Genomic DNA, 25,477 nt, shown 5'->3' with positions numbered 1-25,477 from the left:
TCCGCCTACCGGGGGTCGAGCTGCTCCGCGTCGAGCCGTACCGCATCGGCCTGCTCCGGGTCGGCCCGCTCCGCGGCGGCCCGATCGGTGCCTGCCCGCGGTGCGCCGAGACGGCGCAGCGTCACCGCCGCCCCGATCGCCGCGAGCGCCAGCACCACCGCTCCGGCGATCGCCGCCGCGTGCATCCCCTGGGTGAACGCCTCGCGCGCCGACGTCAGCAGTGTCCCGCCGGTACGGCCCGGCAGCCGGGCGGCGGTGACCAGCGCCCCGCCGAGCGTCTCGCGGGCCTCCGCCGGGGTGCCGGACGGCATCCGGTGCCGGTAGACGGCCGCGCCGACCGAGCCCAGCACCGCCATGCCCAGCGCCCCGCCGAACTCCGTGGCCATCTCCAGCAGTGACGAGGCGGTACCGGCGCGCTCCGCCGGGGCGCTGCTCATCGCCAGGTCGGTGAGCTGGGACAGCACCATCACGGCGCCGCAGGCCAGCACCCCGGCCGCCGCCAGCAGCAGCCACAGCGACCCGGTGCCGGTCAGCGCGAGCAGCCCGTACCCGGCCGCCGAGACCGCGAACCCGGCGGCGACCACCCGGCCCCGGTCCACACCCCGGGCGACCAGCGCGGCGGTGACCGGTCCGGCGACGCCGATCAGCACCGAGGGCAGCAGGCTCCACAGCGCGGCCGACAGCGGGCTCTTGCCCAGCACCGACTGGAGGTACTGCGTGGTGAAGATCGCCGAGCCCAGCATGCCGAAGGCGCACAGCAGGGTCAGCACCACGGCCGGGGTGAAGCCCCGGTTGCGCAGCAGGGCGGGCGGCACCAGCGGGGAGGCGGCGGTGCGCTGGCGGTGGACGAAGAGGGCGGCGAAGAGCAGACCGACCGTCACCGACATCACGTACCGCACGTGCCAGCCCTCGGACGGGATCTCCTTCAGGCCGTAGATCACCGGGAGCACGGCGGCCAGCGAGAGGGGGACGCTGATCCAGTCGAAGCGGCCGGGGGAGGGGTCGCGGGACTCGGGGAGCAGGACCGGGCCGAGGACCAGCAGCAGGAGCATCGCGGGCAGGTTGACCAGGAAGACCGAGCCCCACCAGAAGTGCTCCACCAGCACCCCGCTCATCACCGAGCCCAGCGCGATGCCGCCGGTCATCACCCCGGACCACAGCCCGACCGCCTTCGCCCGCTCGGCCGGGTCGGTGAACATCGTCCGCAGCAGCGCCATGGTGGACGGCATCAGGGTGGCCCCGCCGACGCCGAGGATCGCGCGGGCGGCGATCAGGGTGGTGGCGCTGTCGGCGTAGGCGGCGAGGACCGAGGCGGCGCCGAAGGCGGCGGCCCCCGCCAGCAGGAGCCGACGGCTGCCGACGCGGTCGGCGAGGGAGCCCATCGTCATCAGCAGTCCGGCGAGGACGAAGCCGTAGACGTCGAAGATCCACAGCTGCTGGGTGCCGGTCGGGCGGAGGTCCGCGCTGATCGCCGGGGTGGCGAAGTACAGCACGGACACGTCCATCGAGACCAGCAGCAGCGGCAGCATCAGCACGCCCAGCGCGGTCCATTCACGCCGCCCGGCACGAACGGGCTGGTCCTGCACGGGGGTTGGGGTGGTGCTCGTCGGGTTCACCATGCCGAGGAATGTACGCGCGTCTTAAACGCTTGTCTAGAACGACTGTATAATTCATGCGTCTAGGACGCTTGTATGGGCCGGGGTACCCTGACCGGCATGGGACACCGTGAGGATCTGCTCGAGGGCGCCAAGCGCTGCCTGCTGGCGAAGGGGTTCGCCCGGACCACCGCCCGCGACATCGTGAAGGAGTCCGGCACCAACCTGGCCTCCATCGGCTACCACTACGGCTCCAAGGACGCCCTGCTCGCGCAGGCGTACGTGGCGCTGGTGGAGGAGGCGGGGGACACCTTCGGCGGGGCCGAGCCGGAGGGGGAGCCCGGCTCGCTGGAGCGCTTCCGCTGGGTGTGGTCGAACATCATCTCCGCGATGCGCGAGCCCGGTTCGGTCTTCCGGCTCAGCATGGAGGTCATGACCATCGAGCTGCCCGAGGTGCGCGCCTACCTGGGCCGCGAGCAGCGCGAGGGCGGACGGGGACTGGTCGCGCTGCTCATGGGCGTACCGGAGGACGAGGTTACCGACGAGACCGCAGACACCCTCGGCAGCTTCTACCTCACCCTGATGACCGGCCTCATCGCCCAGTGGACCTTCGACCCCGAGACGGCCCCGGACGCGGACGCCCTCACCGCCGGGCTACGCCGGGTCGTCGAGGGCGTGCGGAAGGGCTGAGGACTCGCTGCGGCCGTCGGCCGGCGCCTGTCGGGCCTCGGCCAAGTGCTTCGCGGCGATCTCCGCCTGGTGGGCGTCGCCCATGTCCCGCAGCGCGACCATGGCCTGCTCGTGGCAGACGGCGGCCTCGTCCAGCCTGTCCAGTGCTTGCAGGCATGCGCCGATGTTGTCGAGGGCGACGGCTGCGGAGTGGCTGTCACCCATGCCGCGAAAAGTGTCGTGCACGGTTCTGAAGGTCTCGAGGGCCTCCTCGAACCGGCCCAGCTCCCAGTGAGCACCGGCGAGGTTCCCGAGCGCGATGGCTTGGCGGTGGACGTCGTTCATGCCCTGGAAGAGCCGGTGGGCACGCTGATGCGCGTCTACCGCCTCCTCGAACCGGCCCACGCTCTCCAGGGTGTTGCCATAGTTGTCCAGGAGCATGCCCAGCTGCAGATCACTGACGGCGCCCGTGGCAAGGCGCAGGGCGCGTTCGTAGGCGTCGATGCCCTCCTCGAAGCGCTCCTGCCCCATGCGGATGGTGCCGAGCTGGGCGAGCACCGCCACGTTGCTCATCAGGTGGTCCGTCTCCTCCAGGAGAGCGGAGGCACGGGTCAGGACCGTGGCGGCTTCGTCGAATCGGCGGAGGTGGCGCAGGGGAATGCTGAGGTTGGTCAGCGCGTTCGCGGCGACGACGGTGTCCCCGGTCCCGGTGAAGATCCGCTCGGCTTCCTCGTGCGCCTCGATGGCCGACTCGAACTGCCGGATCTCCATCAGCGCGGTTCCCCTGGTCATCAGGGCGAGACCTTCGTAACGGCGCTCCCCGGCAGCCCGTGCTGTCTCCAGCATGATGTCCGCCAGCGTCGACAGTTCGTCGAAATGCCGTGTCGTACCGAGGAATTGAGTCAGACGGTTGGCGAGCGCAAGAGCCGACTTCAGGTGGGGTGGGACGGCCGAGAAGGACGCCACCGAGGCCAGCAGACACGTGCGCTCGTCCTCCAGCCAGGACCTGGCCGCCGCGTGATCGGCGAAGGGCGGGACGGGCTCGGAGTCCGCGTCCGACCTGAGCACGGTATCGGCGGCCGTGGCCAGGCGGACGTGGTACGCGATCAGCCGGGTCTCGGCCGCCTCCCTCGCGTCCGCGTCCAGGTGGACCCGTGCCTGTTCCGCCGCGTACAGCCGTACGAGGTCGTGCATCTGCCAGCGCTCACGTGGTGAGCCGATGAGGAGATGCGCGCGGGCCAGGGCGGTCAGTAGGCGCCGGGTGGCCGGGACCGGGAGGTCGAGCAGTTCGGCCGCGGTGTCGGTCGCGATGTCCGGCCCCGGAGCCAGCGAGAGGACGCTGAAGGCTTCCTGCTGCGGCTGCGTCAGGTGGCCGAGGGACAGGTCGAAGGCGGCCCGGACCGCCAACGGCCGTCCCTGACCGTCGATGTCGTCGTACTGGAGCGCGTCGAGACGGTTCCGGGCGTCCGCCAGCTCCGCACAGTGGTCGGCCAGCGGCCGGTGGCGCTCCTCGCGCAGCAGGGCGACCATGATCTGCAGGGCCAGCGGCAGCCGACCGCACAGCTCGGCCAGCCGCTCGGCGTCCGGCCGTTGCGCGCGGGCCCGGTCGTCGGCGACATCCCCCACGCGCAGAGCCTGGTCGAGGAGGTCGACCGCCTCCGGCACGGTGAGCGGACCGACGCTGATGTGCCGGGCGGACAGCGCGGAAAGCCGCCTGCGCGAGGTGACCAGGAGCCGATGGGGGGCCGACGGCACGAGCGGCGCGACCTGGCCGAGGCTGTGCACGTTGTCCACGACGGCCAGCAGCGGCCGGTCCTGCTCGGCGAGTCTGCCGAGCCGCGCTCTCCACAGGCTCAGCTTCTCCTCCGCCTCCGCCGGGATGTCGCGGTCCTTGACGCCCAGGACCCGGAGAAAGCGGTCGGCGGCCTGAGCCGCGTCCAGGGCCGCCCCGTCGTGGTAGCCGCGCAGATCGATGAAGAGGGCACCGCCGGGGAACCAGCCCCGGGACGTCGCCTGGTGCGCCGCGTGCAGCACCAGCGCCGTCTTCCCCACTCCGCCCATGCCGGTGACGGCGGAGACGCCCACCGCGGTCGTCCCGTCCCGGCCGGTGCCCGGATCGAGATGCTCCAGGAGTTCGCCCACCAGGTCGGCGCGTCCGGTGAACGCGACCGGATCGGCGAGCAGCGTCACGGGTCCGGTACCGGGGTCCTCGTCGGCGGCGGCACGCGGGCGGCCCCGTCCCGCCGCCCGTTCCTTCTGGGCCACGTCGAGCGCCTGTGCCCACCACGCCCTCGGTCGCGGCACGAATCCCGCCCGGGCCACACTCGGCCTGCTGCCGAGAAAGCCGACCATGGCCAGGAAGTACGGGGTGAAGCGGTGGCTGGGCACCGACGTGCCGGTGAGCCACGCGCTGACCGTGGCGTCCGAGACCGCGACCGGCGGACGCTGTTGGCGGCCGATGCCGACCAACTGGCTGAGCAACGGCTGGTCCGCGGCCTCGTACAGCGCCCTCAGCTCGGACCGGAGGCGATCCGCGTGCTCCCCCATGCCGCTGCTCCCCAAGTCGGCGCTTCCAGAGGGACGGTGCTCTGGAAAGCTCCCCAAGACCGGCAGATGCGCCGATCACCCGGCCCGGAAAGCATAGGACCGACCGGAAGCACATCGCTGGAAAACCTCTGGAAGCCGCCCAATTGCTCCGCGACGCGGACCGCACCGGGCGACCGCGCCTTCCGGGGAGAGAAGCATGAAGAAGATCCGTCACACAGCGCGCCGCACCAGCGTCCCTCGCGACGGCCGCGACCGGCCCGGCCTGCTCCACCACTCGGTGGCGGGGGCCGTCTCCGGAGCGGTGCGCGCCCTCGTCACCTGGCTGATCTCCGTCGCCACCGACCACGGCGGCCAGTAGCGGACTGGATGCCTGACCGGCGGGGGGCCGGATCATGGAATCGCACCCACCCCCTGCCGCTCAGCCCAGCCGCGCCCGCTTCAATGCCATGTGCAGCAGTAGCCGGTCCTCGCCGTCGTCCAGGTCGAGGCCGGTCAGGCGTTCCACGCGGCCGAGGCGGTAGTAGAGCGTCTGGCGGTGGATGCCGAGCTCGGCCGCCGCCCGCCCGGCCTGGCCCGCGCAGTCGAGGTAGACCTCGGCGGTGCGGGCCAGTTCCTGGTGGGCGGGGGTGAGCAGCGGTGCCGCCACCGGGTCCTGCACCGACCGAGGCGGCAGCGCGGACAGCAGCCGGTACGGGCCGATGCCCCGCCACTCGGCCACCGGCGCGAACCTCGGCTCGGCCAGCGCGGCCCGCGCGGCCGCCGACGCCTCCTGCCACACCGTGCCCAACTCGGCCAGTCCCAGGCGGGGTTCACCGATCCCCACCCCGACGACGGCGCCCTCCGCCTCCTTCACCAGCCGCGCCGCCGTCACCAGCGCCGGAGCCGTCACCTCGGCACTGCGCAGCCGGACCAGCACCGCGAGGCTCTGCGCCGTCGCGCCCCACGGCACCGTGCACAGCGCGGTGGCGTGCGGGACGGTGCGGACCGAGGGGGCGTCGTCGGGGTCGGCGGAGAACCAGGGGGCGACGCAGATGACGGTGTGCGGGCCGTCCGCGCGCGGGCCCAGCGCGGTGCGCAGCTCGGTGACGGCCATGTCCCGCTGCCAGCCGTCCTCCGCGGTGAGCACCGCCCGCAGCTCCCGGCCGAGCCCCGCCCCGGCCCGCGCCTCGTCGGCCAGCAGCGCGCCGATCCGCCCGGTCACCGGCATGGCGGCGGCGAGCTGGGCGTCGCTCGGGCCGGGATCGTCGTCCAGCAGCCAGACGTAGCCGAGGACGACACCCCGATGGCGTACCGGCAGGCAGATCCGGCCCCGGTAGACGCCCGCCTCCGGGGTGGGCGGGATGCGCACCGGCTGCGTCGCGCGGGTGATGCCGAAGCCCTCGAACCACGCCCGCACCGCCGAGGTGGAGCGCCGGGTCAGGATCGAACGGGCCCGCACCGGGTCCAGCGCGGTGGGATCGAGCTCGCCCTCGCTGTCGTACGCGCCGAAGGCGATCAGCTCGAAGTCCCGGTTCTCCAGGGTCGCCGGGGCGCCCAGCAGCTCCGAGATCTCGTCCACCAGCTCCTGGTAGTCATCTCTGTAATCGGCCGCCACCCGGGCATTCTGCCGCATTTCCGAGCCCGCTTCATACATCTGTCTGAGAACCGGTGATCGGATGCGTGACGTCTGTCGATGGCTCACCATCGAAGAGATCCCTAGGTTTCACGGTGGTTCTCCGTGCCGTCCCCGAATCGTCGGGTCCCGGCCGTTTCGGTGCTTTTGTTGTGGAGGTGCCCCGTGCTGGGTCCCGTGATTCTCGCCGCCTCGCGCAGCGACCGGATGCGTCGTCTGATCTCGGCCGCCCCGGTGACCAAGCAGGTCGTCGACCGGTTCATCCCCGGTGAGACCGTGGACGACATCGTCCCGATCATCGCGGAGCTGACCGCCAAGGGCCTGCAGCTGACGATGGACGTCGTCGGCGAGGACATCACCACCCCCGAGCAGGCCGCCGCCGCCCGCGACGCCTACCTCGCGCTCGTCGACCACCTGAAGGACCTCGAGCTGGGCGAGCGGGTCGAGATGTCGGTCAAGCTCTCCATGTTCGGCCAGGCGCTGGAGGGCGGCCACGAGCTGGCCCTCGCCAACGTCCGCCCGGTCGTCGAGGCCGCCGCCGCCATCGGCACCACGGTCACCCTGGACGCCGAGGACCACACCACCCTCGACTCGATGTTCGCCATCCACGAGGAGCTGCGGAAGGACTTCCCGCAGACCGGCTGTGTCATCCAGGCGTACCTGTTCCGCACCGAGGCCGACGCCCGCCGCCTGGCCGAGGCAGGCAGCCGGGTCCGCCTGGTCAAGGGCGCCTACAAGGAGCCCGCCGAGGTCGCGTACCAGCAGAAGCACGAGATCGACAAGGCGTACGTCCGCGTCCTGAAGACACTGATGGAGGGCGAGGGGTACCCGATGATCGGGTCCCACGACCCCCGCCTCATCTCCATCGCCCAGGAACTCGCGCACCGCGCGGGCCGTAAGCTCGACGAGTACGAGTTCCAGATGCTCTACGGCATCCGGGGCGACGAGCACCTGCGGCTGGCCGCCGAGGGGCACCGCATGCGTGTCTACACCGCCTACGGCACCGACTGGTACGGCTATTTCATGCGCCGTCTCGCCGAGAAGCCGGCGAACCTCCAGTTCTTCGTACGCAGCATGATCACCAAGGGCTGAGCCCGACACCCGCTCAAGATAAAGGAGTTACGGATCTCATGGACGCTGTGACCCAGGTCCCCACCCCCGTCAACGAGCCGGTGCACGGCTACGCCCCCGGCAGCCCCGAGCGCGCCCGGCTGGAGGCCAAGCTCAAGGAGCTGGCCGAGAACCCGGTCGACCTGCCGATGACCATCGGCGGCGAGAAGCGGATGGGCGGTGGCGAGCCCTTCCAGGTGGTCCAGCCGCACAACCACAAGGCCGTCCTCGGCACCCTGCGCAGCGCCACCCGCGAGGACGCCCAGGACGCGATCGACGCCGCCCTGGCCGCCGCCCCGGCCTGGCGCGCGATGTCCTTCGACGACCGTGCCGCGATCATCCTGCGCGCCGCCGAGCTGCTCTCCGGCCCGTGGCGCGAGACCATCGCCGCCTCCACCATGCTCGGCCAGTCCAAGACCGCCCAGCAGGCCGAGATCGACAGCCCCTGCGAGCTGGTCGACTTCTGGCGCTTCAACGTGCACTACGCCCGCCAGATCCTGGCCGAGCAGCCCCCGGCCAACTCGCCGGGCGTGTGGAACCGCATGGACCACCGCCCGCTGGAGGGCTTCGTCTACGCGATCACGCCGTTCAACTTCTCGGCCATCGCCGCCAACCTGCCCACCGCGCCCGCCCTCATGGGCAACGTGGTGGTCTGGAAGCCGTCCCCGACGCAGACCCACGCCGCCGTGCTGCTGATGCAGCTGCTGGAGGAGGCCGGGCTGCCCAAGGGCGTCATCAACCTGGTCACCGGCGACGGCATCGCCGTCTCCGAGGTCGCCCTGGCCCACCGCGACCTCGCGGGCATCCACTTCACCGGCTCGACCAAGACCTTCCAGTACCTGTGGAAGACGGTCGGCAACAACATCGAGAAGTACCGCGCCTACCCGCGCCTGGTCGGCGAGACCGGCGGCAAGGACTTCGTGGTCGCGCACCCCTCCGCCGACCGCGCCGTGCTGAAGACCGCGCTGACCCGCGGTTCCTTCGAGTACCAGGGCCAGAAGTGCTCGGCCAGCTCCCGCGCCTACGTCCCGGCCTCCATCTGGAACTCCGGTTTCAAGGAGGAGTTCGCGGCCGAGATCGACGGCCTGACCGTGGGTGACGTCACCGACCTGTCCAACTTCATGGGCGCGGTCATCGACGAGCGCTCCTTCGCCAAGAACAAGGCCGCCATCGACCGCGCAGCCGAGGACCCCACCTGCACGATCGTCGCGGGCGGCTCCTACGACGACGCGGTGGGCTACTTCGTCCGCCCGACCGTCATCGAGTGCACCGACCCCGACAACGAGGTCTTCCGCACCGAGTACTTCGGCCCGATCCTCGCCGTGCACGTCTACGAGGACGACCGTTACGACGAGATGCTGACCCAGATGGAGTCGGTCTCCGACTACGCCCTCACCGGCTCGGTCATCTCCAACGACCGCGCTGCGGCGGCGTACACGATGGAGAAGCTCCGCTACGCGGCGGGCAACTTCTACATCAACGACAAGTCCACCGGCGCCGTCGTCGGCCAGCAGCCCTTCGGCGGCGGCCGCGCCTCCGGCACCGACGACAAGGCCGGCGCCCCCCAGAACCTGATGCGCTGGACCCTGACCCGCGCCATCAAGGAGACCCTGGTCCCGCCGACCGAGTACGGCTACCCGCACATGGGCTGACCCCCCACGGGCCTCGCGGCCCCCACGATCCGGCCCGGCGAGCCCGCCCTGAACGGGCTCGCCGGGCCGTCGTGCTGTCCGGCCGCTGCTAGCGTCCGCCCATGGACGACAGCTTCTCCGCCTCCTGGTCGGCCCTGCTGGCGGCGGTGGCGGACCTCGCCGACGACGACTTCGGCCGACCCTCCGGCTGCGCGGGCTGGCTCGTCCGCGACCTGGTGTGCCACCTGGTCATCGACGCCCAGGACGTGCTGATCACCCTCGCCACCCCGGCCGCCACCGCACCGACCCGCGACGCGGCGACGTACTGGACCGTCACCCACACCCCGCCCACCGGCGAGGACCCCCTGGACGCCCTGACCGTCCGGCTGGCGGCGGCCTACGAGGACCCCGCCCTGCTGCGGTTCCACCTGGACGACGTGGGCTCCGCCGCCGGACGCGCGGCTCGCCTCGCGGACCCGGCCGCGCGGGTCGGCACCCAGGGCGAGGTCCTCACCGCCGGGGACTACCTCTCCGCGTACGTCCTGGAGTGGACCCTCCACCACCTGGACCTGACCGCCCACCTGCCGGACGCCCCGCCCCCACCCCCGGCACCCCTGGCCGAGGCCCGCGCCCTCCTGGAGCGCATCACGGGCGAGCCCTTCCCCGCCGCCCTGTCCGACACGGACGTCCTTCTCCTCGCCACCGGCCGCCGCCCCCCGACCCCCGAGGAGCGGACCACCCTCGGTGCCTTGGCCGCCCGTCTGCCGTTCGTCATCGGCTGAGCCCCGGCCGGAAAACCGCAGGTGAGGCGACTCGCTGTCTCAGATAGTAGGAAGTCCGAGTAATCATGCAGACAGGCGCGGCCCGGTCCCTTAGCTTGGGATGAGCCGAACGAATCGCTCCATCCAGCGAATGGCGGTCGTGAGCCGCGCCCCGCGCAGGCAATCCCTGTGGCGTGCGCTCCCCGCATCTTCCGGCGTCTCACAGCTCATCGCTGCCGTGCAACCACTCTGTCGAAGGAGTCGATTTCCCATGGCCGAGACGACCGTCCGCCGCCGCGTGCGCCACACCTCCCGCTCCGACGAGACCGACCGCGCCAAGGCCGCGGCCGCCCTCCAGCGTGCCCTCGACCGCCGGGACAACGGCGGCGAGACCGGGCACTGAGCCGCGCCGCGCCGTACGGACCGTCCGTTGTCCGCATCGCGGACGGTCCGTGTCATCCCGTGGGACGCGGAGTAGGGTGCCGGACATGTCTCGCAGCATCGATCTCGCAGTCATCCCCGGGGACGGCATCGGCCAGGAGGTCGTGGCCGAGGGTCTCAAGGTCCTCTCCGCTGTCCTGCCCCAGGACGTGAAGCTGGAGACCAAGGAGTACGACTTCGGCGCCCGGCGCTACCACGCCACCGGTGAGACCCTCACCGACGCCGACCTCGACGCCCTCAAGGCCCACGACGCGATCCTGCTCGGCGCCATCGGCGACCCGTCGGTGCCGTCCGGCGTCCTGGAGCGCGGCTTCCTGCTGAAGCTCCGGTTCGCCTTCGACCACCACGTCAACCTGCGCCCCTCCAAGCTGCTCCCCGGCGTCGCCACCCCGCTCGCCGGTCAGCCGGAGATCGACTTCATCGTGGTCCGCGAGGGCACCGAGGGCCCCTACACGGGCAACGGCGGCACCATCCGCACCGGCACCGAGCACGAGGTCGCCACCGAGGTCTCGGTGAACACCGCCTACGGTGTCGAGCGCGTCGTCCGCGACGCCTTCGCCCGCGCCCAGGCCCGCCCGCGCAAGAAGCTCACCCTGGTCCACAAGAACAACGTGCTCACCTTCGCCGGGCACCTGTGGACCAACGTCTTCCACAAGGTGGCCGAGGAGTACCCCGAGGTCACCACCGAGTACATCCACGTGGACGCGGCCACCATCTACCTGGTCACCGATCCCGAGCGCTTCGACGTGATCGTCACCGACAACCTCTTCGGCGACATCATCACCGACCTCGCGGCGGCCGTCTCCGGCGGCATCGGTGTGGCCGCGTCGGGCAACATCAACCCGACGCGCGCGTACCCGTCCATGTTCGAGCCGGTGCACGGCTCCGCCCCGGACATCGCCGGACAGGGCAAGGCCGACCCCACCGCCACGGTCCTCTCCGTCGCCCTGCTGCTGCGCCACCTCGGCCACGACGCCGAGGCCGACCGCGTGGACGCGGCCGTTGCCGCCGACCTCACCGAGCGCGCCGGGCTACCGCCCCGCACCACCGCCGAGATCGGCGACGCGCTCGTAGGCCGGGTAACCGGCTGACCCGTAAGGCCCCGTCAAAGGGCCGCCGGGTCGCCTCAGGCGCCCGGCGGCCCTTTGCTGTGCCCGTGCCGGGTGCCACCATCGAACCCCTGGGTCGTATTCACCCCGATTCCTTACGGCGCCCCCTCCGCGCGATAATCGAACGCGGAGCCGCGATATGAGGGAATGCCCGGACGGCGTGAGCGCGGCCCGCCACCACCGGTGCCGCGCTTTTGCCGGGGGTGACCTTCAGGCACCGGCCGCACAGCCGGGGCCGCCCGTCCCACGCCAGGAAGAGAAGGACTGCCGCCCATGACGACGCCCACGATCGAGCTCAAGCCCTCCGCCCACCCGCTCGCCACCGCGGAGCGCGAGGCGATCCTGACCAGCCCCGGCTTCGGCCGCCGCTTCACCGACCACATGGTGACGATCAAGTGGACCGAGGGCCGCGGCTGGCACGACGGCCAGCTCGTCCCGTACGCGCCGATCCCGCTCGACCCGGCCACCAACGTCCTGCACTACGCGCAGGAGATCTTCGAGGGCCTCAAGGCGTACCGCCAGCCCGACGGCACGGTCGCCACCTTCCGGCCCGAGCAGAACGCCCTGCGCTTCCAGCGCTCCGCGCACCGCCTCGGCATGCCCGAGCTGCCGGTGGAGACCTTCATCGAGGCGTGCGACGCGCTGATCGCCCAGGACATCGACTGGGTGCCCGCGCACGGCGGCGAGGACTCCCTCTACCTGCGCCCCTTCATGATCGGCACCGAGGTCGGCCTGGGCGTGAAGCCGTCCAACGAGTACCTCTTCCTCGTCATCGCCTCCCCGGCCGGCGCCTACTTCCCGGGCGGCGTGAAGCCGGTGTCCATCTGGGTCTCCGAGGACCGCGTCCGCGCCGTCCCCGGCGGCATGGGCGACGCCAAGACCGGCGGCAACTACGCGGCCTCCCTGCTCGCCCAGGCCGAGGCCGCCGAGAAGGGCTGCGACCAGGTCTGCTACCTCGACGCGGTCGAGCACCAGTGGGTCGAGGAACTGGGCGGCATGAACCTGTGCTTCGTCTACGGCGACAAGATCGTCACCCCGACCCTCACCGGCTCCATCCTGGAGGGCGTCACCCGTGACTCCCTGCTGGCCGTCGCCCGCGACCTCGGCTACGAGGCCGAGGAGGGCCGGATCTCGGTCGACCAGTGGCAGCGCGACACCGAGAACGGCACCCTCACCGAGGTCTTCGCCTGCGGCACCGCCGCCGTGATCACCCCGGTCGGCACCGTCAAGCGGGCCGGTGCCGAGTGGAAGCAGAGCGGCGGCGAGCCCGGCGAGGTCACCCTCCGCCTCCGCGAGGCCCTGCTCGACATCCAGCGCGGCAAGAGCGAGGACACGCACGGCTGGATGCACCGCATCGGCTAGTCACCCGTACGTGGGACCGCCCTGGAGGCTCCGGGGCGGTCCCTTCTGGACAGCGCGGCCCGCATGGTGAGACACCCCGTGGGACGGTGGGCGTTCTGTGCCAGACTGCCCGCGTGCTCTCGCTCACCATGATTATGGGCAGCAGGCGCGCCGGTCCGCAGTGACCACCTCGCACGACCAGATGCGGGTGGCACCGTCGTCCTCGACCCGCGCGCAGACCTCTCGCACCCGCGAGGGGTTTTTTCGTTTTCCGGCCCAACCGCAGCCGGACGCGGAGCGCGAGGGACCATGGGGGGAACGGTGGAGCCGGTCATTTCCGGTAAGACCGACATTCACAACAGGAGCCTTCAGACCATGACCGCAACCAGCGAGCTCGACGATTCGTTCCACGTCTTCGACACCACGCTGCGCGACGGCGCGCAGCGCGAGGGCATCAACCTCACCGTCGCGGACAAGCTGGCCATCGCACGGCACCTGGACGACTTCGGCGTGGGCTTCATCGAGGGCGGCTGGCCCGGCGCCAACCCGCGCGACACCGAGTTCTTCGCCCGCGCCCGCGAGGAGCTGAAGCTGAAGCACGCGGTGCTCGTCGCGTTCGGCGCCACCCGCCGCCCCGGCGCCAAAGCCGCCGACGATCCGCAGGTCAGAGCGCTGCTGGAGTCCGGCGCCCCCGTCATCACCCTGGTCGCCAAGGCCCATGACCGGCATGTGGAGCTGGCGCTGCGCACCACGCTCGACGAGAACCTGGAGATGATCCGGGACACCGTCGCCCACCTCCGCGCCGAGGGCCGCCGGGTCTTCGTCGACTGCGAGCACTTCTTCGACGGCTACCGCGCCAACCCCGCCTATGCCAAGGCCGTCGTGCGCACCGCCGCCGAGGCCGGGGCCGACGTGGTCGTGCTGTGCGACACCAACGGCGGCATGCTCCCGGCTCAGATCACCGCCGTGGTCGGCACCGTCCTCGCCGACACCGGCGCCCGGCTCGGCATCCACACCCAGGACGACACCGGCTGCGCCGTCGCCAACACCCTCGCCGCCGTCGACGCGGGCGCCACCCACGTCCAGTGCACGGCCAACGGCTACGGCGAGCGCGTCGGCAACGCCAACCTCTTCCCCGTCGTCGCCGCGCTGGAGCTGAAGTACGGCAAGAAGGTCCTCCCCGACGGCCACCTCCGCGAGACCACCCGGATCTCGCACGCCATCGCCGAGGTCGTCAACCTCACGCCCTCCACCCACCAGCCCTACGTGGGTGTCTCCGCGTTCGCCCACAAGGCCGGTCTGCACGCCTCCGCGATCAAGGTCGACCCGGACCTGTACCAGCACATCGACCCCGAGCGGGTCGGCAACACCATGCGGATGCTCGTCTCCGACATGGCCGGGCGGGCCTCCATCGAGCTGAAGGGCCGGGAACTCGGCGTCGACCTCGGCGGCGACCGCGCCCTGATCGGCCGGGTCGTCGAGCGCGTCAAGGAACGCGAGCTGAAGGGCTACACCTACGAGGCCGCCGACGCCTCCTTCGAGCTGCTGCTGCGCGCCGAGGCCCAGGGCGCGCCGCTGAAGTACTTCGAGGTCGAGTCCTGGCGGGCCATCGTGGAGGACCGCCCCGACGGCACCCACGCCAACGAGGCCACGGTGAAGCTGTGGGCCAAGGGCGAGCGGATCGTCGCCACCGCCGAGGGCAACGGCCCGGTCAACGCCCTCGACCAGGCGCTGCGGGTGGCCCTGGAGAAGATCTACCCGCAGCTCGCCAAGCTGGAGCTGGTGGACTACAAGGTCCGCATCCTGGAGGGCGCCTCCGGCACCCGGTCCATCACCCGGGTGCTGATCTCCACCAGCGACGGCGCGGGGGAGTGGTCCACGGTCGGCGTCGCGGAGAACGTCATCGCCGCCTCCTGGCAGGCCCTGGAGGACGCCTGCACCTACGGGCTGCTGCGCGCGGGCGTCGCACCGGCCGAGTAGCCCGACGGGCGGGACCGGCGGCGGTCAGGGGGCGCGCCAGACGTTGTCGAACGCGTCCTCCTCGATCCGCCGCCGCTGCCGTACCCCCTCCAGCTCGGTCAGCGCCTCGCCGAGCGCGGCGAGGACGACCGCCACCCGGTCGTCCATCTTGTCGTCCTCGGCGTGCGCGGCGGCCTCCTCGTGCTCGGGCTCCCCGTGCTCGGCCTCCTCGTGCTCGGGCTCCCCGTGCTCGGGTTCCTCGATACCGAGGGCCGCGGCGAGCCCCACGAGCAGCGGCTCGTGCCGGGCCCACCGGTCGGCCGCGTGCCGCCGGGCGTCGGAGTCGATCCGGTCCACCGACCGGTCCGCGCGCCGGAACAGCTGCCGCAGACCGGAGCCCGACGGCTCGGCGTGCTCCAGCTCGTCGCGGTAGGCGGCGGAGAGCCCGTCCCCGCGCCGCCACAGCCAGTCCTCGGCGCTCTCGTACGGCTCGGTGCGGATCAGTGCCGCGGCCGCCTTGTCCAGCATCGGGTCGCCGGTGAGATGACCGGAGACGGGGGCGATCCGGTCGTCCCGCAGGGTGACCACCTGGGCGGTGAGCAGGTCGAACAGCTCCGCCGCGGCCAGCGCCAGCGACAGATCCCCCTGCTCCACGGGCCGGTCGGCGGGTACGTCCAGGGTGACGAACAGCAGATCCTGCGGAGTGGTCATCTCGAAGCTCCCCGGTCACGGTCGGTACGGCGCGGGTACCACCATCACCCGCGCCGGAAACCCGGGACCGCCTACCTCGGCTACCTCAGCGTCCACTTCTGGTTGGCCGCCCCGGTGCACGACCATATCTGGGCCCGCGCCCCGTTGGCCGAGGAGTTGTCCGTGACGTCCAGGCACTTGTCCGCCGCGCTGTTCACCACGTCCCCGGTGCCCGCGTTGTACGACCAGCGCTGGGCGCCGGTGCCGTTGCAGTCGTAAAGCTGGACCTTGGCGCCGTTCGCGGTCGACGCGGAGACCACGTCCAGGCACTTGCCGAGCGCCTTGATCGAGCCGTCCGCGGCGACCGTCCACTGCTGGGCGGTGCTGCCGTTGCAGTCGTAGAGCTGCACCGCCGTGCCGTTGGCGCTCGAACCGCCCGCCACGTCCAGGCACTTGCCCGCGAGCCCCGCGAAGGCCCCGGTGCGGGAGCTGTCACCGGACTGGCCGCCCGCCCAGGTGAAGGTGGCGGAGGTGCGGGCGGGCAGGGTGTAAGTGGCGTGCTGCGCGCCCCAGTTGATCGTCACCTGCTTGGCCGAGGTGGCGCCGTTGTACGCGATCAGCGCCTTGCTTCCGTCCGGGTTGCGCCAGGCCACGTTGGGCACGGCGGAGGACGCGGTGGAGGCGATGCGCTGGGCGCCGGGGCGGACGAACTTGGTGAGGTGGCCCATGTCGTAGTACTCGACGGTGTAGTCCACGCTTCCGCTGCGCCCGTCGCCGTTGTGCACGGTGACCAGGCCGGTGCAGGTGCCGCAGCCGCCGTTGTGCGGGCCCATGTTCTGGTCCACCGCGAGGGACCACTTGGTCACCGACTTCGCCCAGTTGCGGGTGTAGTTGATGATGTCGGAGAGGTCCTCGCGCTGCTGGTCCGCGATCCAGGTGCCGCCGGAGTGCTCGGTGGCGAAGGCGTCCAGCGCGGGGTACTGGTTGTGCACGGTCGTCTGCTTGTTGACGTCGCCGCCGTAGCCGTGCCAGGCGATGCCGCCGAAGTTGGGGTGGCTGCGCACGGCCGCGTCGTCCACGGTCTGGGCGGCGTAGGAGTCGTAGGTGTCCCAGTTCCAGTCGTGCGCCAGGACCTTGGTCGACAGGCCCGCCTGCTGGAGCTTGGGCAGCAGCTCGCTCTTGGTGAAGTAGGCCAGCCCGCTGGCGTTCCAGCTCATCGACGGGTAGCCCGAGCAGCAGGTCGGCTCGTTCTGCGCGGTGACGTACGAGACGGGCACGCCCTGGTCGCGCCAGCCCTGGAGGTACTTGACGAAGTACGAGGCGTAGGCGCCGTAGTCCTCCGCCTTCAGCCAGCCGCCGTTGAGGGAGCCGCTGTCCTTCATCCAGGCCGGGGCCGTCCACGGGGACGCCATCACCGTGAGGTTCGGGTTCAGCTGGCGGGCCTGCTTGGTGAGCGGGAGGACGTCCGCGAGGTCACGGGCGAGGGAGAACTTCGCCAGCGAGGGGTCGGTCTGCCCGGCCGGTACGTCGTCGTAGGTGTAGCCGGAGCGGGCCAGGTCGGAGGCGCCCATCGGGTTGCGCAGGAAGGACAGGCCGATGCCGTCCGTGGGGGAGAACAGCTTGCGCATGGTGGCGTCGCGGGTCGCCTGGGACAGGGCGCCGCTGCCGTTCATCAGCCAGGCGGCGGTGTCGGTGAAGGAGGCCCCGCCGCCGGTGAAGGTCTGGTAGCGGGTGTTCTCGTCCACCGTGATGTTCTCGCCACCGCCTCCGGCGCCTGCCGAGAAGGCGAACGGTGTCTGCGGCTCCAGACCGCGTACGACATGCCGTCCGGCGGAGTCGTCGGTGGTGGTCAGCCAGGCCGTGACCGGCTCGCCCGCCGCGTGTGCGGCCGGGGTGGCGAGCGTGGTGATCCCGCCCGTCGTCAGCAGCGCGGCCAATAGCAGCCGGGCCGGACGCAGGGGTCGTCTCATGGGGCGCCGCCCTTCGAAGAGGTGGGGGGATGAGGGAACAGCGGCCGTGCGAGCCGTGAGTAAATGACGGCTCCGGGGCCGCGTCAAGGGTTCGCGCATTCAGAAGGCGAACGCACAACTCGTAGCGATCTTGCGCAAGTTGACGGAGCGTCATGTCACGTGCGAAGGGTTGACGGGGATCAGGTGACCCCAGTTCACTCAAGCCGTGAGCTAAGTCCTGAGTGAACGCTATGTCCTGAGTGAACCCAGAGCCGAGGGAAGGTCCATGCGCAGAACCGCCCTGCTCGTCTCCACCGCTCTGCTGACCGCACTGCTCCCGCTGGCCGGAGGCATCGCCACCGCCTCCGGCGCCGACGGTCCCGACCCGGCCCCCGTGCCGGTCGACCGCTTCGAGGGCGAGGTGCCCTTCGCCGCCCAGCCCGCCGAGGGCATCTTCACCTGGGGCGGCGACAGCGACGACCCGCCCACCCTGGCGCTGACCGCCCGCCCCGACGCCCCCGAGGGCGCCAAGGTGCTCACCGGAAGCTACGACATCAGCGGCTACGGCGGCTTCACCCACGACTACGCCGCCACCGCCCCCGCCCACGACTGGTCCGCCCACCGGGGCGTCCGCCTGTGGTGGGAGGGACAGAACAGCGGCAAGAAGATCACGTTCGAGATCAAGGACGGCGGCGCCCACGGCGAGGCGTCCGAGCTGTGGACGGCCTCCTTCACCGACGATTTCACCGGCTGGAAGCGGATCGAGCTGCCGTTCTCCGCGTTCACCTATCGCACGGACTACCAGCCCGTCGGCGGCATCGACCACGTCCTCGGCCTCACCCAGATGTGGGGCTACGCCGTCACCCTCCCGACCGGCGTCAAGGGCCGCTTCGCCATGGACGGCGTCGAACTGTACGGCGCCGCCGACCCGGCGCTGCGCGCCTCCGTCGCCACCGACAGCGCCGTCCGCCCGGTCAAGGAGGGCGGCACGGCGAGCGTCCGCGTCACCCTGGCCACCACCGATGCCAAGCCCGTCACCTCCCCGGTGACCGTCGCCTACGCCACCGGCGAGGGCACCGCCCGCCCCGGCAAGGACTACGCCCCCGCCCACGGCACCCTCACCTTCCCGGCCGGCACCCCCTCAGGGACCTCCCGGACCGTGAAGGTGACCACCCTGAAGGACCGCACCGCCGAGTCCGCCGAGACCATCCCGCTCGGGCTCACCGTCACCGGCGCCAAGGCCCCCGCGGAGAACCCGAAGATCGTCATCGACGCCCACGGACTGCCGTACCTGGACAGCAAGTTGCCGGTGCGCAAGCGCGTCGCCGACCTGCTCGGGCGGATGTCGCTCGCGGAGAAGGCCGGTCAGATGACCCAGGCCGAGCGCGGCGCCGTCTCCGACCAGAACGACATCGCCGCCTACGACCTGGGCTCACTGCTCTCCGGCGGCGGCTCCACGCCCACCCCGAACACCCCGGCCGCGTGGGCGAAGATGATCGACGGCTTCCAGCTCCGCGCCCAGGCCACCCGCTTCCAGGTCCCGCTGATCTACGGCGTCGACGCGGTGCACGGCCACAACAACCTCACCGGCGCCACCGTCCTGCCGCACAACATCGGCATCGGCGCCACCCGCGACCCCGAACTCGCCCGGCGCGCCGGGGTGGTGACCGCCTCCGAGGTCCGCGCCACCGGCATCCCCTGGGACTTCGCGCCCTGCCTCTGCGTCAGCCGCGACGAACGCTGGGGCCGCTCCTACGAGTCCTTCGGTGAGGACCCGGCACTGGTCGAGTCCATGGAGACGGTGATCCAGGGCCTCCAGGGCAAGGCGGACGGCAGCGAACTCGCCCGCGCCGACAAGGTGCTGGCCACCGCCAAGCACTTCGTCGCCGACGGCGGCACCGCCTACGGCTCCTCCAGCACCGGCACCTACACCGTCGACCAGGGCGTCTCCACTCTCACCCGGCAGCAGCTGGAGGCCGTGCACCTCGCGCCGTACCAGGACGCCGTGGACCGGGGCGTCGGCACCGTGATGCCCTCGTACTCCTCGCTCGACGTGGTCGGCGACGGACGCGGCCCGGTCAAGATGCACGCCCGCGCCGACATGCTCAACGGCGTGCTCAAGGGCCGTATGGGCTTCGACGGCTTCGTCATCAGCGACTGGAACGCCGTGGACCAGCTCCCCGGCGACTACGCGACCCAGGTCCGCACCTCGGTCAACGCGGGCGTCGACATGATGATGGTCCCCTACACCTACAAGGAGTTCACCGCGGCCCTCACCGCCGAGGTGAAGGCGGGCCGGGTCAGCGAGCGGCGGATCGACGACGCCGTCTCCCGCATCCTCACCCAGAAGTTCCGCCTCGGCCTCTTCGAGCACCCCTACGCCGACACCTCCGGCGCCGCCGCCATCGGCTCCCCGGCCCACCGGGCCATCGCCCGCGAGGCCGTCGCCAAGTCCCAGGTGCTGCTGAAGAACGACGGCGGCCTGTTGCCGCTGCGCAAGAGCCAGAAGGTGTATGTCGCCGGGTCCAACGCCGACGACATCGGCAACCAGTCCGGCGGCTGGACCATCACCTGGCAGGGCTCCTCCGGGAACATCACCCAGGGCACCACCATCCTCGCCGGTATCCGTGAGGCGGGCGGGAAGGTCACCTGGTCCAAGGACGCCTCCGCGCCGACCGCGGGGAACGACGTGGGCGTGGTCGTCGTGGGGGAGACCCCCTACGCCGAGGGCGTCGGCGATGTGGGCAACAGCCATGAGCTGACCCTGTCCGCCGCCGACCAGGCCGCCGTCGACAAGGTGTGCGGCGCCATGAAGTGCGTGGTGCTCACCGTCTCCGGCCGCCCGCTGCTGATCGGGGACCGGCTCGGGAAGATCGACGCCCTGGTGGCCTCCTGGCTGCCCGGCACCGAGGGCGGCGGCGTCGCCGACGTGCTCTACGGCAAGCGGCCCTTCACCGGCCAGCTCCCCGTCACCTGGCCGCGCGGCGAGGCCCAGCTCCCGATCAACGTGGGCGACAGCACGTACGACCCGCAGTACCCCTACGGGTGGGGTCTGACCACGAAGGTCAAGGGCGGTTCGGCCGCTCTGGCCACCCTCGGCACGGCGGCCGCGACCGCCGAGCGCAGGCACGACGACCGCCGGGGACGCGAACTGGTCGACCAGGCCCGGCTGATCGTCCAGCAAAAGGTGGGCCAGCGCATCACGGCGGCCGTGGCGAAGCCCTTCGCCGAGGCCGATCACGCACTGCTCACCGGCCGGTACGGTCAGGCACTGCTGAAGCTGCTCCAGGCGTACCGCGCAACCCGCTGACCAGCATCGTAAGTTCGTACACTCGACCGAATGGGGGAGGCTTCGGGTAGCGTCGAAGCATGAAGGCCGTGCTCTCGACCCGCGCCCGAAGCCTCCCCGCACTCATACTCGCGGCGCTGGCGATGGCCCTGGTGCCCCTGTTCGCGTTCGCACCGGCAGCCAGCGCCGTCACCAGCGCCTCCACCATCGGCCAGGCCCTGCGCAAGAGCCCGGTCTACGTCGACCCGGCCGCCTCGGGACAGTTCTCCCGCGCCGACGCCGACGCGCTCGCCAAGAAGATCAAGGACGCCGACAAGCCGGTGTTCGTGGTCGTCCTGCCCGCCGACCACCCGACCAGGACCGTCCTGCGTGACGTCCGTTCGGCCACCGGCGTCACCGGCCTGTACGGCATCCGCGTCGGCGACCGCTTCGCCGCGGGCGCCGACCCCTCGGTCATCTCCGCCACCGCCCGCCAGAACCTGGTCTCCAGCGTGCGGGGCGAGGGCGCCAAGGCCCAGCTCACCGATTTCACCGACCGCGCGCTCGACACCGTACGCGGCGACGCTCCCTCCTCCTGGGGGTCCTCCGACAACGGCGGCGGGGTCTCCACCACGGCGCTGATCGTCGCCGGGGCGGTCGTGGTGGCGGGCGGCGCCGGGGTCTACACCCTCAGCCGCCGCAACCGTCGCCGCCGCGAGGCGGAGCAGCAGGCCGCGCTGGAGCGGCTCCGGGTCGTCGTGGACGAGGACATCACCGCCTTCGGCGAGGAACTCGACCGCCTCGACTTCCAGCCCGGCGAGCCCGGCGCCGACGACGCGATGCGCACCGACTACGAGAACGCGCTGAACGCCTACGACGACGCCAAGCGCCGCATGGGCGAGGCCCGTAAGCCGGAGGACGTGCGCGGGGTCACCGAGGCGCTGGAGGACGGCCGGTTCTCCCTCGCCGTGCTCGGCGCCCGCCGGGAGAAGCGGCCCCTGCCCGAGCGGCGCCCGCCCTGCTTCTTCGACCCCCGGCACGGCCCCTCCGTCACCGACGCCGCCTGGACCCCGTCCGGCGGCAGCACCCGCGAGGTGCCGGTGTGCGCGGCCGACGCCACCCGCCTCGCCGACGGCCGCGAACCGGCGGCCCGCGAGGTGGAGACCGAGTACGGCCGCCGCCCCTACTGGGACGCGGGTCCGGCCTACGGCCCCTGGGCGGGCGGCTACTTCGGCGGCGGCCTGCTGCCCGGCCTGCTCGTCGGCACCATGCTCGGCGGCATGATGGCCACCCCGTCCTACGCGGCCGACTTCGGCGGCGGCTACGGCGACTTCGGGGACCAGGGCGGTTTCCAGGGCGGCGACGTGTCCGGCACCGACTTCGACCCCAGCGGCTTCAGCGACGGCTTCGGCGGCGGCGGGGACTTCGGCGGTGGCGGCGACTTCGGGGGCGGCGGGGACTTCGGCGGCGGAGGTTTCTGAGCCGCCGGACCCCGCAGACGCGTGAGCGCCCCGTCCCCCTCGTCGGAGGGAGCGGGGCGCTCGCGCGTGGTGCGGCCGGACCGCCGTGGGCTCACGCGTTCTTGATGGCCGACACGTCGAAGCTGAGCTTGATCTTGTCGGAGATCAGCACGCCGCCCGTCTCCAGGGCCGCGTTCCAGGTCAGGCCCCACTCGGAGCGCAGCAGCTCGGCCTTGCCCTCGAAGCCGACGCGCTCGTTGCCGAACGGGTCGGTCGCGGCGCCGTTGAACTCCAGGTCGATGGTGATCGGCCGGGTCACGCCGAGGATGGAGAGGTCGCCGGTGATGCGGTAGTCGTCGCCGCCGAGGGACTCCGCGCTCGTGGAGCGGAACGTCATCGTCGGGAACTCGTCCGTCTTGAAGAAGTCGGCGGACTTCAGGTGACCGTCGCGGTCGGCGTTGCCGGTGTCGATGCTGTCCATCACCACGTCCAGCGTCGCGGTGGACTTGGCCGGGTTCTCGCCGTCCAGGTGCAGCGAGCCGGAGAACTCGGTGAAGCTGCCCTTGACGTTGGTGACCATGGCGTGCCGCGCGGTGAAGCCGATCGAGGTGTGCGCGGGGTCGATGGTGTAGTCGCCGGTCGGCGCGGCCAGGCCGGTGCCCGTGGCGGTGGGGGCGGCGGTGGTCCCGGGGGTGCTGTCCTTGCGGCCGAAGATGCCCATGGTGTGCTCCTTGAGAGAGTGCGGGGAGAGTCTGTTTAACGTTCAACGAACTCGACGTCTGCCACCGTAGACCCATTCAGTTCGGTTTTCAACATCATCCGGTGCGTGTTCTCAGTCTTACGCACAGTTGTCGTGTACGCCCTCTGGCGGACGCGCGTAGAACTCGGGCACCATCTGTCTGCACCACCTGCACAGCCGCCCCACAGCAAGCACGGCCAACCGCAGGAAGGGTCATTTCATGAAGGTCCGCTCCGTCCTGACCGCGCTCGCCCTCGTCGTCGCCCCTGGCGTCGCCGTGGTCGGCACCGCATCCGACGCCTTCGCCGTCACCAAGATCAGCCACGCCACCGCCACCCAGATGTTCCGCGACGTCGGCCTCACCTGGTCGTCCTCCGGCGGCTGCTCCAACCGCCAGAACTCCAGCTGTACGTCGTTCGACCAGCTCAACCTCTCCACCGCCCAGGGTGCCCAGACCCTGAAGCGGTCCAGCGGCTGCGCGCTCAACATCACCGGCGGCACCGAGGTGGGCCACGCCTCCGGCACCTACTCGCACTACAACGGCTACAAGCTGGACTTCGGCAAGGTCTCCTGCATGACCTCGTACATCAAGAACAACTTCACCTACATCGGGCTGCGCGGGGACGGCGCGCCGCAGTACCAGTCCGGGTCGGGCAACATCTACGCCGACGAGGGCAACCACTGGGACGTCCTGTACTACAACTGCGGCGGCTGCTGAGCCGACGCGCTCCGGACGGCGGAAGGTAGGGTTGCCGAGGCGCCCCGTTCCGCCGTCCGGGTGTCCCCGTGTCACTCCGGGGATGGCATGTCCCACCCAGGAATCCGGGGGTCTGTGACACCCCCCACTTTGTGGCAGCCCTACAAAGACAGCGCCCTCTGAGCAGTCGGAACGCCTGCATCACGGCCCGGTTCTGTTCGGTCGTACCAGGAAAACGCTCCGGAGACTGTACGGAGTCGACGGCCTGGTTTTCGCGTGGTCCTTCGTATGGTCACTACATGACCGTTTTGGAAGAGACGACGGGCGAGCCGGCGGACGCGCGCGGGCGGGTCGCCGAGCTGCACGTGATCCGGGCGCAGGCCCTGGCGGGCCCCAGTGAGAAGGCGACCGAGGCGCAGCATGCCAAGGGCAAGCTGACGGCTCGGGAGCGTATCGAGCTGCTTCTCGACCCGGACTCCTTCCAGGAGGTCGAGCAGCTGCGTCGGCACCGCGCCACCGGCTTCGGCCTGGAGGCGAAGAAGCCGTACACCGACGGTGTCATCACCGGCTGGGGCACGGTGGAGGGCCGTACGGTCTTCGTGTACGCCCATGACTTCCGTATCTTCGGCGGCGCGCTGGGCGAGGCGCATGCCACGAAGATCCACAAGATCATGGACATGGCCATCGCGGCCGGTGCTCCGCTGGTGTCGCTGAACGACGGCGCGGGTGCCCGTATCCAGGAGGGCGTCTCGGCGCTGGCCGGGTACGGCGGTATCTTCCAGCGCAACACCAGGGCGTCGGGTGTCATCCCGCAGATCAGCGTGATGCTCGGCCCGTGCGCGGGCGGCGCGGCCTACAGTCCGGCGCTCACCGACTTCGTGTTCATGGTCCGTGAGACCTCGCAGATGTTCATCACCGGTCCGGACGTCGTGAAGGCGGTCACCGGTGAGGAGATCACGCAGAACGGCCTGGGCGGCGCGGACGTGCACGCGGAGACCTCGGGTGTCTCGCACTTCGCGTACGACGACGAGGAGACCTGCATCGGCGAGGTGCGCTACCTCCTCTCGCTCCTCCCGCAGAACAACCGGGAGAACCCGCCGCGGGTGGAGTCCTCCGACCCCGCCGACCGGCGCGGCGACGTCCTGCTGGACCTGGTCCCGGCCGACGGGAACCGGCCCTACGACATGACCAAGGTGATCGAGGAGCTCGTCGACGACGGCGACTACCTCGAGGTCCACGAGCGCTGGGCCCGCAACATCATCTGCGCGCTGGGCCGGCTGGACGGCCAGGTGGTCGGCATCATCGCCAACCAGCCCCAGGTCCTCGCGGGTGTGCTGGACATCGAGGCGTCGGAGAAGGCCGCACGCTTCGTGCAGATGTGCGACGCCTTCAACATCCCGATCATCACGCTGCTGGACGTGCCGGGCTTCCTGCCGGGCGTGGACCAGGAGCACGGCGGGATCATCCGGCACGGGGCGAAGCTGCTGTACGCGTACTGCAACGCGACGGTGCCGCGGATCTCGCTGATCCTGCGCAAGGCGTACGGGGGTGCGTACATCGTGATGGACAGCCAGTCCATCGGCGCCGACCTGACCTACGCGTGGCCGACCAACGAGATCGCGGTGATGGGTGCCGAGGGCGCGGCCAATGTCATCTTCCGCCGTCAGATCGCCGACGCCGAGGACCCCGAGGCGATGCGGCAGAAGATGGTCAAGGAGTACAAGGCCGAGCTGATGCACCCCTACTACGCGGCCGAACGCGGCCTGGTCGACGACGTGATCGACCCCGCCGAGACCCGCGAGGTGCTGATCAAGTCCCTGGCGATGCTCCAGTCCAAGCACGCCGACCTGCCCTCCCGCAAGCACGGCAACCCGCCCCAGTGACCGAGACCCCGGAGCC

General features: G+C 71.2%; 19 protein-coding genes. 13 read left to right on the top strand and 6 right to left on the bottom strand.

What is annotated here, in order from left to right:
- Positions 1 to 5 precede the first annotated feature (5 nt).
- On the bottom strand, positions 6 to 1,619 hold the full coding sequence (locus tag ACI2LY_RS09290) for an MFS transporter (RefSeq protein ID WP_404706648.1): 1,614 nt from the start codon (positions 1,617 to 1,619) through the stop codon (positions 6 to 8).
- Between the two features lie 96 nt (positions 1,620 to 1,715).
- Here ACI2LY_RS09290 and ACI2LY_RS09285 point away from each other — a divergent pair, with 96 nt between their 5' ends.
- Complete coding sequence (locus ACI2LY_RS09285) at positions 1,716 to 2,285, top strand: TetR/AcrR family transcriptional regulator (RefSeq protein WP_404706647.1); 570 nt, start codon at positions 1,716 to 1,718, stop codon at positions 2,283 to 2,285.
- Here the strand turns inward: ACI2LY_RS09285 and ACI2LY_RS09280 are convergent.
- Positions 2,250 to 4,811, bottom strand: a complete 2,562-nt coding sequence (locus ACI2LY_RS09280) for an ATP-binding protein (RefSeq protein ID WP_404706646.1) — start codon at positions 4,809 to 4,811, stop codon at positions 2,250 to 2,252. The genes ACI2LY_RS09285 and ACI2LY_RS09280 overlap by 36 nt on opposite strands.
- 196 nt (positions 4,812 to 5,007) lie before the next feature.
- Between ACI2LY_RS09280 and ACI2LY_RS09275 the strand changes: the two genes are divergently transcribed.
- Positions 5,008 to 5,169, top strand: a complete 162-nt coding sequence (locus ACI2LY_RS09275; protein WP_404706645.1) for a hypothetical protein — start codon at positions 5,008 to 5,010, stop codon at positions 5,167 to 5,169.
- A 60-nt stretch (positions 5,170 to 5,229) separates the two neighbouring features.
- Here ACI2LY_RS09275 and ACI2LY_RS09270 read toward each other — a convergent pair whose 3' ends face one another.
- The gene (locus ACI2LY_RS09270) at positions 5,230 to 6,423 is read right to left on the bottom strand and encodes a PucR family transcriptional regulator (protein ID WP_404706644.1); all 1,194 of its coding nucleotides are present in this window, start codon (positions 6,421 to 6,423) and stop codon (positions 5,230 to 5,232) included.
- 165 nt (positions 6,424 to 6,588) lie between these two features.
- On the opposite strand from ACI2LY_RS09270, the gene ACI2LY_RS09265 reads away from it, so the two are divergent.
- From ACI2LY_RS09265 to cimA, 7 genes are all read left to right on the top strand, one after another.
- The gene (locus tag ACI2LY_RS09265) at positions 6,589 to 7,515 is read left to right on the top strand and encodes a proline dehydrogenase family protein (protein ID WP_404706643.1); all 927 of its coding nucleotides are present in this window, start codon (positions 6,589 to 6,591) and stop codon (positions 7,513 to 7,515) included.
- 38 nt (positions 7,516 to 7,553) lie between these two features.
- Entirely contained in the window at positions 7,554 to 9,185 is a 1,632-nt protein-coding gene (pruA, locus tag ACI2LY_RS09260) for an L-glutamate gamma-semialdehyde dehydrogenase (RefSeq protein ID WP_404706642.1), read from the top strand.
- 101 nt (positions 9,186 to 9,286) lie between these two features.
- The gene (locus ACI2LY_RS09255) at positions 9,287 to 9,946 is read left to right on the top strand and encodes a maleylpyruvate isomerase N-terminal domain-containing protein (protein WP_404706641.1); all 660 of its coding nucleotides are present in this window, start codon (positions 9,287 to 9,289) and stop codon (positions 9,944 to 9,946) included.
- Positions 9,947 to 10,196: 250 nt separating this feature from the next.
- Positions 10,197 to 10,328 carry a hypothetical protein gene (locus tag ACI2LY_RS09250; RefSeq protein ID WP_279614272.1) on the top strand — a complete coding sequence of 44 codons (132 nt, stop codon included), beginning with the start codon at positions 10,197 to 10,199 and terminating at the stop codon, positions 10,326 to 10,328.
- Between the two features lie 85 nt (positions 10,329 to 10,413).
- Positions 10,414 to 11,457, top strand: a complete 1,044-nt coding sequence (locus tag ACI2LY_RS09245) for a 3-isopropylmalate dehydrogenase (RefSeq protein WP_404706640.1) — start codon at positions 10,414 to 10,416, stop codon at positions 11,455 to 11,457.
- Positions 11,458 to 11,748: 291 nt separating this feature from the next.
- On the top strand, positions 11,749 to 12,837 hold the full coding sequence (locus tag ACI2LY_RS09240; RefSeq protein ID WP_404706639.1) for a branched-chain amino acid aminotransferase: 1,089 nt from the start codon (positions 11,749 to 11,751) through the stop codon (positions 12,835 to 12,837).
- Positions 12,838 to 13,191: 354 nt separating this feature from the next.
- The gene (gene cimA, locus ACI2LY_RS09235; RefSeq protein WP_404706638.1) at positions 13,192 to 14,796 is read left to right on the top strand and encodes a citramalate synthase; all 1,605 of its coding nucleotides are present in this window, start codon (positions 13,192 to 13,194) and stop codon (positions 14,794 to 14,796) included.
- Between the two features lie 24 nt (positions 14,797 to 14,820).
- Here the strand turns inward: cimA and ACI2LY_RS09230 are convergent, their stop codons facing one another.
- Both ACI2LY_RS09230 and ACI2LY_RS09225 read right to left on the bottom strand, forming a co-directional pair.
- The gene (locus tag ACI2LY_RS09230; RefSeq protein WP_404706637.1) at positions 14,821 to 15,486 is read right to left on the bottom strand and encodes a GPP34 family phosphoprotein; all 666 of its coding nucleotides are present in this window, start codon (positions 15,484 to 15,486) and stop codon (positions 14,821 to 14,823) included.
- An 80-nt stretch (positions 15,487 to 15,566) separates the two neighbouring features.
- Complete coding sequence (locus ACI2LY_RS09225; RefSeq protein ID WP_404706636.1) at positions 15,567 to 17,435, bottom strand: ricin-type beta-trefoil lectin domain protein; 1,869 nt, start codon at positions 17,433 to 17,435, stop codon at positions 15,567 to 15,569.
- 265 nt (positions 17,436 to 17,700) lie between these two features.
- On the opposite strand from ACI2LY_RS09225, the gene ACI2LY_RS09220 reads away from it, so the two are divergent.
- Both ACI2LY_RS09220 and ACI2LY_RS09215 read left to right on the top strand, forming a co-directional pair.
- Complete coding sequence (locus ACI2LY_RS09220; RefSeq protein ID WP_404706635.1) at positions 17,701 to 20,724, top strand: glycoside hydrolase family 3 protein; 3,024 nt, start codon at positions 17,701 to 17,703, stop codon at positions 20,722 to 20,724.
- A 59-nt stretch (positions 20,725 to 20,783) separates the two neighbouring features.
- A complete protein-coding gene (locus ACI2LY_RS09215; protein WP_404706634.1) occupies positions 20,784 to 22,163 on the top strand; it encodes a hypothetical protein in 1,380 nt (459 codons plus the stop codon).
- Positions 22,164 to 22,254: 91 nt separating this feature from the next.
- Here ACI2LY_RS09215 and ACI2LY_RS09210 read toward each other — a convergent pair whose 3' ends face one another.
- Positions 22,255 to 22,863 (bottom strand): YceI family protein, encoded by a 609-nt coding sequence (locus ACI2LY_RS09210; protein ID WP_404706633.1) that lies wholly within the window; start codon positions 22,861 to 22,863, stop codon positions 22,255 to 22,257.
- A gap of 238 nt (positions 22,864 to 23,101) precedes the next feature.
- Between ACI2LY_RS09210 and ACI2LY_RS09205 the strand changes: the two genes are divergently transcribed.
- Entirely contained in the window at positions 23,102 to 23,599 is a 498-nt protein-coding gene (locus ACI2LY_RS09205; RefSeq protein ID WP_404706632.1) for a hypothetical protein, read from the top strand.
- Between the two features lie 278 nt (positions 23,600 to 23,877).
- The gene (locus ACI2LY_RS09200) at positions 23,878 to 25,461 is read left to right on the top strand and encodes an acyl-CoA carboxylase subunit beta (RefSeq protein ID WP_404706631.1); all 1,584 of its coding nucleotides are present in this window, start codon (positions 23,878 to 23,880) and stop codon (positions 25,459 to 25,461) included.
- Positions 25,462 to 25,477 lie beyond the last annotated feature (16 nt).

Origin of the sequence: Streptomyces sp. NPDC002176, assembly GCF_044903645.1 — a bacterium.
GTDB lineage: Bacteria > Actinomycetota > Actinomycetes > Streptomycetales > Streptomycetaceae > Streptomyces.
The sequence above is the reverse complement of the archived record's forward strand: the minus strand, read 5'-3'. Positions and strand labels throughout refer to the sequence as shown.

Coding starts and splice junctions, on each gene's coding strand:
- ACI2LY_RS09290 (WP_404706648.1), bottom strand. CDS start 1,619: ATGGTGAACCCGACGAGCACCACCCCAACCCCCGTGCAGGACCAGCCC.
- ACI2LY_RS09285 (WP_404706647.1), top strand. CDS start 1,716: ATGGGACACCGTGAGGATCTGCTCGAGGGCGCCAAGCGCTGCCTGCTG.
- ACI2LY_RS09280 (WP_404706646.1), bottom strand. CDS start 4,811: ATGGGGGAGCACGCGGATCGCCTCCGGTCCGAGCTGAGGGCGCTGTAC.
- ACI2LY_RS09275 (WP_404706645.1), top strand. CDS start 5,008: ATGAAGAAGATCCGTCACACAGCGCGCCGCACCAGCGTCCCTCGCGAC.
- ACI2LY_RS09270 (WP_404706644.1), bottom strand. CDS start 6,423: ATGCGGCAGAATGCCCGGGTGGCGGCCGATTACAGAGATGACTACCAG.
- pruA (WP_404706642.1), top strand. CDS start 7,554: ATGGACGCTGTGACCCAGGTCCCCACCCCCGTCAACGAGCCGGTGCAC.
- ACI2LY_RS09255 (WP_404706641.1), top strand. CDS start 9,287: ATGGACGACAGCTTCTCCGCCTCCTGGTCGGCCCTGCTGGCGGCGGTG.
- ACI2LY_RS09250 (WP_279614272.1), top strand. CDS start 10,197: ATGGCCGAGACGACCGTCCGCCGCCGCGTGCGCCACACCTCCCGCTCC.
- ACI2LY_RS09245 (WP_404706640.1), top strand. CDS start 10,414: ATGTCTCGCAGCATCGATCTCGCAGTCATCCCCGGGGACGGCATCGGC.
- ACI2LY_RS09240 (WP_404706639.1), top strand. CDS start 11,749: ATGACGACGCCCACGATCGAGCTCAAGCCCTCCGCCCACCCGCTCGCC.
- cimA (WP_404706638.1), top strand. CDS start 13,192: ATGACCGCAACCAGCGAGCTCGACGATTCGTTCCACGTCTTCGACACC.
- ACI2LY_RS09230 (WP_404706637.1), bottom strand. CDS start 15,486: ATGACCACTCCGCAGGATCTGCTGTTCGTCACCCTGGACGTACCCGCC.
- ACI2LY_RS09225 (WP_404706636.1), bottom strand. CDS start 17,435: ATGAGACGACCCCTGCGTCCGGCCCGGCTGCTATTGGCCGCGCTGCTG.
- ACI2LY_RS09220 (WP_404706635.1), top strand. CDS start 17,701: ATGCGCAGAACCGCCCTGCTCGTCTCCACCGCTCTGCTGACCGCACTG.
- ACI2LY_RS09215 (WP_404706634.1), top strand. CDS start 20,784: ATGAAGGCCGTGCTCTCGACCCGCGCCCGAAGCCTCCCCGCACTCATA.
- ACI2LY_RS09210 (WP_404706633.1), bottom strand. CDS start 22,863: ATGGGCATCTTCGGCCGCAAGGACAGCACCCCCGGGACCACCGCCGCC.
- ACI2LY_RS09205 (WP_404706632.1), top strand. CDS start 23,102: ATGAAGGTCCGCTCCGTCCTGACCGCGCTCGCCCTCGTCGTCGCCCCT.
- ACI2LY_RS09200 (WP_404706631.1), top strand. CDS start 23,878: ATGACCGTTTTGGAAGAGACGACGGGCGAGCCGGCGGACGCGCGCGGG.